At 45.6% G+C, this 13,386-nt stretch carries 11 protein-coding genes; 4 read left to right on the top strand and 7 right to left on the bottom strand.

What is annotated here, in order from left to right; translation table 11 throughout:
- Positions 1-56: 56 nt before the first annotated feature.
- Positions 57-653 (bottom strand): DUF4388 domain-containing protein, encoded by a 597-nt coding sequence (locus RIM23_RS26320; protein ID WP_446370811.1) that lies wholly within the window; start codon positions 651-653, stop codon positions 57-59.
- A gap of 442 nt (positions 654-1,095) precedes the next feature.
- Here RIM23_RS26320 and RIM23_RS26315 point away from each other — a divergent pair, with 442 nt between their 5' ends.
- Both RIM23_RS26315 and RIM23_RS26310 read left to right on the top strand, forming a co-directional pair.
- Positions 1,096-3,015: an AAA-like domain-containing protein gene (locus RIM23_RS26315; protein ID WP_446370809.1), complete on the top strand. Its 1,920-nt coding sequence runs from the start codon at positions 1,096-1,098 to the stop codon at positions 3,013-3,015.
- Positions 3,016-3,859: 844 nt separating this feature from the next.
- Entirely contained in the window at positions 3,860-4,042 is a 183-nt protein-coding gene (locus RIM23_RS26310) for a hypothetical protein (RefSeq protein WP_446370807.1), read from the top strand.
- Between the two features lie 22 nt (positions 4,043-4,064).
- Here the strand turns inward: RIM23_RS26310 and RIM23_RS26305 are convergent, their stop codons facing one another.
- The 6 genes from RIM23_RS26305 to RIM23_RS26280 form a co-directional block, all read right to left on the bottom strand.
- On the bottom strand, positions 4,065-4,658 hold the full coding sequence (locus RIM23_RS26305; RefSeq protein ID WP_446370805.1) for a hypothetical protein: 594 nt from the start codon (positions 4,656-4,658) through the stop codon (positions 4,065-4,067).
- Between the two features lie 97 nt (positions 4,659-4,755).
- Complete coding sequence (locus tag RIM23_RS26300; RefSeq protein WP_446370803.1) at positions 4,756-4,905, bottom strand: hypothetical protein; 150 nt, start codon at positions 4,903-4,905, stop codon at positions 4,756-4,758.
- Positions 4,906-5,171: 266 nt separating this feature from the next.
- Positions 5,172-6,158, bottom strand: a complete 987-nt coding sequence (locus RIM23_RS26295; protein WP_446359052.1) for an RNA polymerase sigma factor, RpoD/SigA family — start codon at positions 6,156-6,158, stop codon at positions 5,172-5,174.
- A gap of 858 nt (positions 6,159-7,016) precedes the next feature.
- Positions 7,017-7,655, bottom strand: coding sequence for a pentapeptide repeat-containing protein (locus RIM23_RS26290; protein ID WP_446370801.1), 639 nt, complete (start codon positions 7,653-7,655; stop codon positions 7,017-7,019).
- A gap of 24 nt (positions 7,656-7,679) precedes the next feature.
- On the bottom strand, positions 7,680-9,065 hold the full coding sequence (locus RIM23_RS26285; protein ID WP_446370799.1) for a DICT sensory domain-containing protein: 1,386 nt from the start codon (positions 9,063-9,065) through the stop codon (positions 7,680-7,682).
- 154 nt (positions 9,066-9,219) lie between these two features.
- Entirely contained in the window at positions 9,220-10,803 is a 1,584-nt protein-coding gene (locus RIM23_RS26280; protein WP_446370845.1) for a photosystem II high light acclimation radical SAM protein, read from the bottom strand.
- A gap of 479 nt (positions 10,804-11,282) precedes the next feature.
- Between RIM23_RS26280 and RIM23_RS26275 the strand changes: the two genes are divergently transcribed.
- Both RIM23_RS26275 and RIM23_RS26270 read left to right on the top strand, forming a co-directional pair.
- Complete coding sequence (locus RIM23_RS26275; RefSeq protein WP_446370797.1) at positions 11,283-11,672, top strand: DUF1830 domain-containing protein; 390 nt, start codon at positions 11,283-11,285, stop codon at positions 11,670-11,672.
- 969 nt (positions 11,673-12,641) lie between these two features.
- Entirely contained in the window at positions 12,642-13,076 is a 435-nt protein-coding gene (locus RIM23_RS26270; protein WP_446334868.1) for a DUF4079 domain-containing protein, read from the top strand.
- The last annotated feature ends 310 nt before the right edge of the window (positions 13,077-13,386 follow it).

Below are 13,386 nucleotides of genomic sequence, written 5' to 3'. Positions count from 1 at the left end.
CTTGAATAAGCTCTAATTGAATTTTTTCTCGCCATAGTTCCACGCCTTCTGCTATATCACCTACTAACAAGTTGCAGCTTTCCCGATATCATCATCGTGGCTTCGGTTGCGGCTATACTCAAGCCTGTCATTTCTGTTGCTGGTAGATTAGTGTTCAAGTCAAATTTGAACTGAGCATCCTTGAGTTGAAATATTGGAACAATTTGCTCGACGATTTGAATCTGAAAGATTTGTTCAAGTTGCTCGCTATCCAAGACTCCGTTATTTTTTAGCCATAACCCCAAAGGTTGATGATTCAGGAAGCAACGCTGTAATAATTTGCTTAAGACGCGATCGCTCACCCATTGATCGCGCTGGAGCAGGGATATCAAACCCCCTCCATCGCACCGATTGGCGGCGGCGACAATTTGACCTTGAGCAATCCAGATGTAGTGATTGGGAATTGGTGATTGGTAATTGAGATAATTCTGAAATCTACTTGGTTTCCTTGTCTCCTCTATTCTATTGACTACGTTTGACCGCAAGTTTATATAAGGCGCTAATGAGACAGCGCTTAAGGGGTGAATTGATAGTACACCTGTTTTCCGCCCTTGATCGAGCCACTTAAAAATCGTTGGTAGAGGAAAATCCGTGAAGGTGCCTTGAGTACACATCGTTTTAACCCTGATAATTAGTAGTTGTTTTATAGGAGTCTAGCATAGCAATAGAGGTTTAATTTTATAGTCATTAACTGTTTACCCTTTTGGACGTTAGCAAGTATTAAAACTAACTAAATTATTCTTAATCATTCGGATAAGATAGGATAAAAATATCTCCCATTTTCACTATAGTGAGTTCCTTCCTCCTTGTCTGTTGGATAATGTTCTAAAATTTCCTCTAAGTAGTCGAACCCAATTAAACTTGAGCGTGAAGACAAGAGAACTCTTAATCGCAAGGATTTGACGCTTGTTAACATTTCTTAGTACAGCGAACAACATTTATGTCCAGGTACTTAGGATGTTAATTTTTACAAAATATACATTTTTGTTGGAAAAAGTTGGTTTTTGTGGAAATGTCCATTAAAATAAAATATAGGGTAACACGATTTTATGATAAATGAAGAGTACAGAAGCTCTAGCGGTACTGAGTAAGATTCTCCGTGATCCACCACTGAGTAACATTCAAGAACAAGTCTTTCACTATACTTGGCAAGGGTTAACCTACACTGAAATTTCGGCTAAGATCGGGTATGAAGAGAGTTATATCCGAGATGTTGGTGCAAAACTTTGGCAACGCCTTTCTCAGATTTTTGGGCAAAAAATTACTAAAAATAATATCAATACTGTATTTGATTACTATATTTTAAACGGAAAAAGAGATAGTTCAGAGCAACCTCCTTTAGCCACTTCAAATCCTACTATGTTAAACCCAACCCTAACACCGGAGCGGTTAGAATTTCCTGGTAGTCCCCTGCCGCTCAACTCAGCCTTTTACATCAATCGCCCCCCCATCGAAGAACTAGCTTATGGGGAGATTGACAAACCCGGAAGTATCATTCGCATCAAAGCGCCCTCGAAGATGGGAAAAAGCTCTCTGCTCCAGCGGATTATCGCTCACGCTAAAGCCCAAGGGTTCCACACGGTTAATCTCGATTTCCAGCAAGCCGATGAATCTGTTTTTGTCAACCTAGATAAATTTCTGCGCTGGTTTTGTGCTAACGTCGCTCGGCAGTTGCAGATCAAACCTAACCTAGATGACTATTGGGATGACGATATTGGTAGCAAAGTTAGCTGCACCTTCTATTTTCAAGGATATTTGCTGGAGCAAATTGACACGCCGATTCTCCTGGCATTGAATGAAGTCAATCGCCTATTCGAGTATGAGACAATTGCCAGCGAGTTTCTGCCGTTATTACGTTCCTGGCATGAAGAAGCCCAACTGGATGAGAGCTTACAGCAATTGCGTTTCGTTGTGGTGCATTCGACGGAAATTGATATTTCATTAAATATTAATCAATCTCCCTTTAATGTGGGACTACCAATTCTTTTGCCAGAGTTGACGTTAGAGCAGGTGCAGGAATTAGCCCGTCGTTACCAACTGAATTGGACAGATGGTTTTCAATCTGCTGAATTGATGGCAATGGTGGGAGGACATCCTTATCTAGTTCAATTGGCACTTTATCACCTATGTTGCTCCGATCTCACCTTAGCGCAGTTATTAGAGGAAGCACCAACCCTTTCCGGAGTCTATAGTCATCATTTGCGACGTCAATTCGCCACGGTGGAAAAGAATCCGAAGTTACTGGCGGCGCTGAATCAGGTGGTTATGGCAACACAGACTGTGCATTTAGATGCGATCGCGGCGTATCAATTAGAGAGTATGGGGCTGATCACACTACAGGGAAATCAGGCGACAATTCGCTGTGAGTTATATCAGCTTTATTTTAAGGAGCAACTCTCCCTCAAATCACCGGCAGATCCGCGTATTGGACAGTTGGAGCAGGAGAATCAACAGTTAAAGTATTTATCGACGATTGATGATTTAACTAAGCTGGCTAATCGGCGTGACTTTGACCATCACCTTGCCCAAGAATGGCAAAGATTAGCTGAACAAGAAGTTCCCCTGGCACTTATTTTAGCTGATATCGACTTTTTTAAGCTTTTTAACGATGCTTTTGGTCATTTGACGGGAGACTTCTGTTTGCAGCAAGTCGCCCAGGCAATTCGTGAGTGCGTTAAGTATCCAGGGGCTTTTGTTGCTCGTTTTGGCGGCGAAGAATTTGCCGTAATTGTGCCGCAAATGGAGGGGTGTCAAGCGGTACAATTGGCAGAGCAAATCCGAGAACATGTCAAAGCATTAAATATTACCCATGATCCTTATCGCATCTGCGGCTATTCCTCAATTCTTACTCTGAGTGTGGGTGTAGCTTCGATAATTCCCCATCCAGAAGATGATCCATTAAATCTGGTGCAGGCGGCTGACGAAGCACTGTTGGAGTCAAAACGACAGGGACGCGATCGCGTGACGTTCAGGTAGAGACGTGAAGGTGGCAGGTCTGTCAATTGTAGGGGCGGGTTTAGCCACTCAATCTTGAATCCTACCGATAATGTATGTAGCAAAACCCGCCCTGACTAACCTGTAAACTAGGTTCCTCAAATCCTTACAAATGACCAATAAATGACGATCTCCGCCGTTAACTTTCATTGCGCCTACCTACTTACATTTGGGAAGGGCGGGTTTTGAACCAACCTGATTATCAATCGCGAGACGAAAGTTCCTAAACCCGCCCCTACACACATAATTAAAACTTTTCGTTGGAGTCAGTTACAATTTGATTTTTGTTGATTTACACAACTTAACTAGCAAAAAATTGGTGATAATTATTCTCATTTACTCACGAGTTTACGTGGGTGCAGCGATTTGGTAAGATTGAACGTCTGGGGAAGTATATCATTTTTTTCGCCAATCCTGTCCTTTATCCGCCAAAAAGCCTGATTTAGCGTCAATGCTGCGTCAGATTAGCACGTTAAAGCGCAATACAACTTACAGACTGGATGCATGTATTTTTGTAAAAAATGGAATCTTTTTTTGACAAAATTGATGAGATGTAGTATAGTGCTTGGGCGCGATCGCATCAATGCTCCTGTTGGCAAAGTCGAAAAAACCCATTCCCCAACCCCCTTGAATCTTTCTGCGCCATCATGAATTTGTAGGGGCGGGTTTAGGGATCAATCGTCAGGGTTTCCCCCAACTGGAGTACAAAACCCGCCCTGGCTCTAAATCGGGCTTGCTACATTAATGTAGTGGCGTGGTACAGCAACCTCTAATTGTCATTCATCGTCCAAAATGGGATATAACGTTGTCATTGAAATGGTTACCCATGAACATTCCTACTGCCCTAGTCAATGAACTGAAGCTCTACCTCAAACACCGAACCGACAATGGTGATCTAGAAGCGAAAACTTTATTGACTCAAATTGAACAGTTTACTAGCTCCCCCACAGCCGCAGATGAACAAGCCTTGTATTCCCAACCGCCAGAGGGGTTAGATGTAGGGTGTTGATCTTTTTGTCATTTGTCCTTGGTTAGAACAAGTTTTCCCGACAGATATTCAACATCCGCTGATCATTCTCACTCAGTTGACCAACAGGTTGATACTGATCAAGGCTAACAGTATAGGGATAGGTTAAGGTCTCGTAAGTGCGGTCTAAATTTAGCTGACTCCCCGTCGCCGCCACCGAGGTTTGTTGCTGATTCTCGATGGTGTGAGCTAAAGCGGTTTGGTCATAGGGGTTGACAACCTGGAGATTCATCTGTTTAGATTCTAGGGTGCCATAAAAACAGCTAAATTCAGATTGAGGTAAGTAAAGTACCCCAACTAGCTGTCCTTTATTGGCTTGAAACACAATATATTCTTGACCAATCTGATCCGGTTGAGAGGATTGACCATAGAGGTAAGTACCATCAGGGATTAAGGTGGCTGAGGCGGATACAGTAGATTGATTCGGTTCCACAGCAGCACTGTCCACGGTTTGCTTGAGTTGTTGAGCGACGGCTGTTGGTCTACTGGAGACATTCATTGTTAGTCCTACCGTTAGCAGTAACCCGGTTAAGGGTAAACGCCAAGGAAAAAACGGTTGACGTTGGGACTGTAAAAACTCAATGAATCGGCTAATCACCGTGGTATCCTCCTTGAAAATAATATAGAAACACCCTTAAAAAATCTGAAATCCTAGCACACAGTTGGTAGCCGCCCTAATTTTTGTTAAAGTAGACTTAAGCTAAAGTAGAGGTTAACAAGGCATCCTTGCTTTCTATCAAAGCTTGAATCTGTCTCTGTTTTGTCCTGCCTTTATCCGGTTTCTCAACCGTCACATTTGGCACGGGCAAGAGTATGGTTTTTTGTACTTTGATAGAGGTCTTCATCACCCTTAAGTTAAAAATAACGGATTATCCGCCAGTGACGATTCCCTCAAAGGAATGAAAACTCACTCACCCTTCAGAAAGGGTTCATAAGTTGACACGCCAATTTAAGAGGATTCAATCCCTAGTCCTGGTATTGCCTAAAAAATTAATATTTTTTTACAAAAAAGTAGTAGGGGTTTGGTTACCAAACCCCTCCCCTATTGGTTACCAAACCCCTACAGTCGTCGAAGGGGGGTTAGGCAAGACAGGGCAAATCCCAACCAACCCTAACTCGCTATATATTCCCGCACATTCCCATGGCGTCGTCTTAGCTGGGCTAAGGCTTGATGCTCTAACTGGCGTACCCGTTCGCGACTGAGATTGAGTCTCTGTCCGACTTTTGCCAAAGACAGTTCATTCCCATCTTCTAAGCCAAAGCGGAGTGCCAAGACTTCCCGTTGTTGGGGGGTTAATTCTGCCAGGAGATTATCTAAATCTTGGCGTAGGGATTCCTGAGTTGTGTAATGAACCGGCGTCGGACCACTATCTTCCAAGAGGTCAGATAATTCTGTATCTTGGTTATCACCCACTCGCACATCCAGGGATACGGGTTGACGGGCAATGCTCAAATACTCGCGAATCTGGGCAGGTTCTAACTCTAACTCCTGACCAATCTCAGCCGGTGTCGCGTTACGACCCAATCTCTGAGACAGTTCTCGTTGAACTTTCTTAATCTTATTCAACTTTTCGGTAATGTGAATCGGTAACCGAATAGCGCGGGCTTGCTGGGCGATGGCGCGGGTGATTGCCTGACGAATCCACCAGTAAGCATAAGTGGAAAACTTATAACCTCGCGTTGGGTCAAATTTCTCCACCCCTCGCTCTAATCCCAGGGTACCTTCCTGAATCAAGTCCAGGAATTCCATGTTACGCTTCTGATACTTTTTCGCGATCGCAACCACTAGGCGCAGATTTGCTTCAATCATCTTGCGCTTAGCTCGCGTTCCCTGGTTTATAATTTTCTTGAGGGCTGGTTCTTCTAAATTAACCTGTTCCGCCCACTCCTGTATCGTCGGTTCGCGCTGCATCGTTTCCGCTAAAGCATCTTTTGCCTCCAACAGCGGCATCATCTGCTGCACTTGCTTACCATAGACAATTTCTTGCTCATGGGTCAGTAGTGGCACGCGACCGATTTCATGCAGATAAGTGCGAACCATATCTGCCGAAAATGTGGGCTGCTTGGTCGTTTTGGATTTGGTGTTAACAGTGGGCATCTGTGAGTAGTGACTCCGTAAACGAGCAATAAATCTGTCGCGGATTTTGACCTCAAAAGCAAAAGCTATAGCCATCTCTCACTTTGAGGATATGTGCGCGAAGCGGTGGTTTACATCTACTAAAAGATGTATAGACTCCTACCTGTATTGACTTGAGTAGGAGATCTAACCGTAGACAGGAGTTAAAGCGATTGACTCAGTAAATTGTCTCTTCGTTGATTCTGCTGCGTTTCCCAGCTTACTAACTCTGGGCTAGGAACAGGGGCGAATGCGAAGTCAGTATGAGTTTGCCTTAACTCTATAGTATTACACCTTTAGACGACGGTAAAGAGGTAAAGGTTCAACATTTCGGAAAAATGATCTGGGTGTCGCATCTGCTACTTCTCCTCCTGATACCGCAAAGGTCTAACCGATTGACATTCTCTCCTAATTACTATGATCACCTAAAACACCGAGAAACGGATAGAGTTAATCGGGGAAATAACCGAACTGATTCGGGTATAGATATCCTCCCAATCCCTTATTCTGGCACGATGCCTTTTTCGTGATTCGGGGACTGTTGAGGACGTACTGTTGAGGACGCGAGAAGGTGATCCAGGAAAGATTCCCAGGAGATTAAACGTCGCTAAATTTATTTCATCTTTTTTCCTATTCTCCCAATCACTCCAATACCAAATTCTCCCCCACCCTGTCCAGATGGAAGAGGTTTTTTGGTGCAACTTGATAACCATTGATAATAGCAGGAGTGAGCGCTAAATCCAAGCCTTTATGTCAGAATATTATCATTTTTCCTTTGTCATTTGTCCAATGTATCCCTTTTGTTCTCAGGACAATAACCCAGGATTCAGAGGTAACCCTCTAGGAACTACTTACCAGAGACGTTCCCAGCAAACAAGCTCGCTCCAACTTCACACCATTTAGATTGGCGTAATCAAGTTCAGCACAAAGCAAATTTGCGCCCGTCAAATTAGCCCCCGCCAGATTCGCCCCACGCAAATCCGCTTCCTCACAATTGGCGTCACACAAGCTAGCGCCTTGTAAATCCGCCTGGGATAAATCCGCCCCCTTGAGATTAGCACTGTTGAGATTCGCCCCCCGCAGATCAGCCCCACGCAAATCAACGCCCTGGAGGTTGACACCCATCAGATTCGCACCACTCAAAAATGCTCCCGCAAAGGATACCTGTGCCAAGTTAGCGCCCATTAAATTCGCGCCTCGGAGATTGCTCCCGCGCAAATCAGCCCCAGTCAAATTCGCTTGCATCAGGTTAGCGCCCAAACAATTTGCCCGCACGTCAGCAGACACCAGTTGAGCGCACAGCAGCTTAGCGCCATCGAGACGGGCACCATTGAGATTCGCTCTCGACAAATTCGTACCCACCAGACTAGCGCCCGCCAAATTAATCTGTTCAAGTTGACCCCCAGACAAATCTTCGTCATCTAGATTAGCGCCTGAGAGTTGCTTGATTTTTCCTGCCCGAATTGCTTCGATTTCCATCAATTTTCCTGAGTGACTTAAACCTTACGACGAAACATTTGATTGGGCTTCCTGAGGGGAATGGGAATCAATCAACCACATCCCTGCGGCTATTTTAGGTTGATTTGCCTGTAAACTCATACCCTGTTGCATTCCCATCACCAGTAGTTCTAGAGCCTCAAGCAGTTTGGGGTCAAATACTGTACCCGCCGACGCCTGAGAGTCGTTAAGTGCTTTTGCCAAAGGATTCTCTTGGGATTGATAGTCCTTGAGCCGCTGTTGAAATGTGGTCATCAGTGCTAAAATTCTCGACTCCAAGGGAATCGCATCATAAGCCAAACCATCCGGTTGTCCGGAGCCATCCCAATGTTCGGTTTGGTGGGTGATAATGTGAGCAATTGCCTGTAATTGGGGCATGACACGCAAAACCGAGGATTTGGGCATCACCTCTTGTTGATCTACCGCCTGTTGCTGCACTGTGGATTTGGCTGGTTCTAGGGCATCCTCTACTCCTTGTAAGGGGGCGAGGCGATGCAGCAATCCCGCTAATCGCAGCCGTTTGATTTGCCAGGCGGGTAGATCAAGCAATTGACCCATCGCTTCACAAAGGGTTGCCACTTCCGCCGCTGCCATGGGATTGGTTACATCCGCTTGATCAATGAGCTGTGCCATCCGCAAAAATGCCTGCACCTTATTAGACACTAGATTATTATCTAAGTCTTGCTCGGCAAGGGGCAAGTTCTGAAGTGGCTCATCCTCAGTTTGGTGTAATTCTTGTTCAAAGCTTTCGAGATAATCGACGACGCGAGACACAACCTGCCCAATATCATCACGTTTTTTGCTACCAAAGGATGCCGTAATCTGTTGCGCTTGTTCGCTTAGGCTCTTTTGTAAGGATTGATCATAACCACCAATGTGTGCGATCGCCAATTCAATCGTTTCCCGAACCAGTTCCGGCTCAAATGTCCAGAACCCATAAAACTTGCGCTCCCGATCCTCTTCGGGTTGTCCTTTACTGCCATAATCAGCGGCGGATAACTCTTGACATAAGACCATTGCCGTGTATGTCTCCGACATGATTATCAAATGCCACTCTTGAGCCACTGGATCAGAGGGTTCTAAATCCACGAGCGTCACATTAGCTCGCTGGCTGGTGGGATGTTCAGCAAAACTGGTATCCCCTGTCGCCATAATCACCACTTGAGACGAGTGTTCCGCCAAATCGTTATAGCGTTCTGCCTCTTGCAAATACCACTTTCCCTGTTGAAACGCCGCAATCAGCAGAGGTTTTCCCTGTGACTCCAATATGAAGTCTTCTAAAGCATGACACAGAGCAATCAGGGTGTTTTTGTGATAAACGCCAAAATTCAGCGGTCGCTTACCGCCGCGATGAGCTGTATCTAACTTTTGTAATATTGAGCCTTGCAGCATGATCAAACCTTGTCTGTTGGGGGTTCAGGGAAAAGGGGCACAGGGAAAAGGGGGCGGGGGTGAGTTTTTCCCGATTATTTTATGTTAATTATGATACATTTTCCGGTTGAATTTCTCCAGGCTGCCCCAGTGGATGATCGACTCAGAGAATCAATTACCGGGCTGTAACCATTTGTTTAGGCAGCGTTTTGGCTGGGGCTTCAATCGGAGCCGCTAAAGCATCCTCCAAATTCGCACACCCCAAACGTTCCTCTAAAATTTTCATCACTTCGCGACCAAAATCATCGGGATTTTGCCGCCAAGCTTGCAGACAAACTTCACCCAAGAAAGAGCCTAAGGGTTCGGGATTCCAGAGTAGCTTTTTCGCTGTCCAGGGCATTAAACTCATTGGATCATAGTCTTTTTGGATAATATTATGCTCAAAGGCATAGGCTTCCAAATGAGTATGAGGTTGCAGTCCGATAAAGAAGATAGCAGGTTCTACCTTATCAGCACCAAAGATTCGCTCTAACTCCCGGTGATAGGCAATGGTTTGGCGAATGGTGTCCGGTCGCTCATCTATTACATTAAAGGAATAGTTGACCGAAACCAAGTCATTAAACCCCGCCGCTTTCAAATCGCGACAATTTTGCAACACGGTGCGGAGGTTATATCCCATCCGCATCTTACGCACTAATTCCTGGGAACCACTGGTAATGCCGATTTCAAAGTAGTTCATCCCGGTTTTCACCATCAAGTCGCACAATTCGGGGGTGAGATTATCCGCCCGAATATATGCCGCCCAGTGAATATCCCTCATCCCAGAGTCGAGAATCTTCTGCAACAGTTCCACCGCATCGTCGATAAACTTCCGTGCTGGGATAAACTGAGCATCGGTAAACCAGAAGTTGCGGATACCTCGGTCATAAAGCTGGCGCATTTCGGCGACAACTTCATCAGCGGGATTAATCCGTACCTTTTTGCCTTCGACTACGGTGTAGATGCAGTAGCAGCAGTTGTGGGGACAACCACGTTTAGTTTGCACGCCGATATAAAAATCACTCTCTTGAAAATAATAATCAAAAGCCGACCAGATACTTTGGATATAGTCGTAGTTACAGGCGGTTTTTTCTAGGGGAGTTGGGCTCTCATGAATCATGCGATCGCGCGGCTGAGTCTCACCCACCACATAACAGCGCTCATCGGCAAAGGATTCACCCCGCAGGAGTTTCTCTAATAGGGTTTCACCTTCACCCACGGAGACAATTGTCCCTTTGGGTAATTTAGTCTTGAGTTGTTCATAAAATACGCTAACCGCACCCCCGCCGACAATCAGACGTGCCTCTGGGTTATAGTTACGGGCGCGTTTAAGTCCTCGACTAATCAGCCCTAAGTTACGCCACAGTTCATTGTAATAAGCGGCGGCTAAACGTAATCCACCGATCGCCCCGCGTACCTTGACAAAAGGGTTACTGGCATAGTAGAACTCAAAGGCATTTTGTAAGGGATTCCCCCCCCTACCGCCAACTGGCGCATAAATTTGAATATCCCGCCAGGAGAATACCAAAAGCGTCGGTTGAAATTCGTCAATACAAGCATTGAGCGATCGGGAAAAATCCAGGGGAGGTACGGTGCCTAAGTCAAAGATGCGCTGTTTTACCTCTGGGAAGAGTTTGTGAACGTGATCGGCTAAATAAACAACCCCAATCGGGAAAATTGGGTTGCAGGGTAGGCGAACATAAAGAATTTTTTCTGACATTGTAAATTTCATCTGGGGTAAATCGGCTTTTATGAATAAGGTTGGCTGTCTTGAACTTGGCATGTATCAAGTGCAATTTGGCTGAAAACCCCGTGGACGCGGACGCTTAAGTCATCATCTACCGGGGTGAAGACCCAGCCCCAACCCAGCTTTCTCAGATATTTGATTTCTTTTTCACATAACTTAACTTTACTCTAACAAGATTGCTCTGTGACCTCAAGGGTATGGTATTTTTTTCATGGAGTTCATATCGGGGAGTCTGAGGGAGGTAAACTAAGCAATCTTACCTAAAATGACCCAATTTAGGGTCTCAACCCAAGGGATGGGACAAACTAGCCATTTAGCTGCGATCGCGTCAGTGCAATTGGCAAGAAAGAAGTTAAATTGGTAGTCGGATTTACAGCAGACACGGGATCGCAAGTGCTAAGTTAGGTGAAGTAATAAGAAGCACGATTCATTTAGTACCTCACTCAGCAGTTATGACTCAGATACTTGATCCTCTACCTTGTGATAATCAAACTCACATCCTCTGTTGCTACGTAAACGCCACGAGTCAGATTCAAATTGCTCGGATTACAAATATTCCCAATTGGTATTTTGAGCGCGTGGTTTTTCCGGGACAGCGCTTAGTCTTTGAAGCCCTACCGCAGGCGCTACTGGAGATTCACACAGGCATGATGGCAAGTGCGATTCTCTCGGATACTGTACCCTGCACTCGCTTACTGGTCGATCAAGAAGTTAATCCGGCACCGTCCTCTGACGCTAAAGCCGTTGTACCACCTGCGGATGATAATAAGCTTAGTGAAGAAACAATTCGTCATAATAGCCCCGCAAGCAAAGCACGTTTGGCTGTGGCAACAGCTAGCTGATCCGGCGATAGGTTCCCCACGTTTGACCCGACAGGCAGCGTGGGATGAATATTGCCGAGAAAACGCCGGAAGCGTCATCCTAGGATTACGAGCCAGGAAGCCTACACCGTAGGGGACGCAGATCGTGTACGAGGATGTCACCTAGATAAAAAAGCCATTTAAAAACATCAAAGAGGTTGTTCAGTTCAACAACCCTAAACTAGCTATCGCTTGAGTCTAGGGATTGTCGGACAAACGACAATTTAAACCGTTGAATACCGCATAGAGTTTCGGTTTGGCACAGACTCTCGGATACTTCCCTAGTCCGAGTTATCTCTAAGACTTTTTGTCGGGTCGCTATTTAGTTAGGACATCTTAACCGAGATGGCGGGAAGGGACATAGTGGTCAGTGAACAGTGAACAGTGAACAGTGAACGATGACTGATGACTGATAACTGATAACTGATAACTGATAACTGGTAACTTAACTCGTGAGGATTAGCACGGTAACTGGCAAGGATTTGTTGAGATTACACCAGCACCATTTGCGGTAATCCGTAGACCCCCCGTTAGTCGCAGACAATTACACCTATGTGTTCCATCCAAAGGCGGCAAACGGCGTAAGTATGGTGGTACGGTTACTCGTCATGATTATAGGAAGGGAGACAAGGTTATAGCCGAAAAAGCTGGAAAGATTTATATAGGCTGGTGTTCTGGAGACACCAAAACTCAAGTTTCAGTTAGTGACGTTAATTGGAAAAGACTAGGGCAATTTACTGCCAGCAAAGTCCAGTTGTTGCAGCGAAGCACGGGGTTAATCGTCGTACCTTCACCTGGACTGTCAAACCTTACCACATTGAGTGGCACGGTTTGACCTCTATTCCTCCCCACATTCAGCGAAGCCATCTGGGGTCTCACGAGGTTAGCGATGAGCAACCTCTTACGGTAGGATTGGGGACTGTAAATAGGCTGAATTTGAGGCATCAATTTGTGAATCTGCCCGACTTTATCTGGTTGTGGAAAATAGCGGCTTGGTCAATGGGCTTGTCCCTAGCGGCTTATTTGCTGTTGGCGGTGACGGGCAGTGTTCTGTTCTCGAAACGCCACTCTCAACGCCCAAGACCTAAATGGTTGCGACCATTACATTACATCATCGGTTGGCTAATGGTCACTCTGGTCTTGCTACTCTTGGCAATTGGTTTAGTTGGTACAATTGGTCATTATGGCAATCTGGGGCATTCTGGACACTTGATTGCCGGGTTATCTGTCGTGGCGCTGGTTGCGGTGTCCGCCGGCAGTTCCACCCAAATCAGTCCCCAAAAGCCTTGGGCGCGGGCAGTTCATCTGGGAACCAATATTGCCTTATTCCTAGGATTTGCCTGGGTTTCCTATTCCGGGTGGCAGGTGGTGCAGAAATATTTGTAGGGGGCGTTTTGATCCTTGGCAACCCTCGATGAACCTGGTTTTGAGTGATAGCTGCCCCCTTTAGGACAACAGAGGGCTATATAATAATGTAAGCAACCCCGGTCTAAAGACACGGATCTTTAGCCAAATAAGTTAAAGCTGTGCTTACCAGCCTAAGTGCTAAGCGCATTACGTTATCGGCAAGTGTTAAAGACCTACCTGCGGATGCGATAGCCAGTTTGCTGCTCTAGAACCGAAAAGTTAAACAGTTTTAAGGTCACTGAAACAGTGCTTTTTGGACAGTTACCGACCGATAACCTTGGCGAGGCTA

This window comes from Coleofasciculus sp. G3-WIS-01, from assembly GCF_040223135.1.
Lineage (GTDB): Bacteria > Cyanobacteriota > Cyanobacteriia > Cyanobacteriales > Coleofasciculaceae > Coleofasciculus.
The sequence above is the reverse complement of the archived record's forward strand: the minus strand, read 5'-3'. Positions and strand labels throughout refer to the sequence as shown.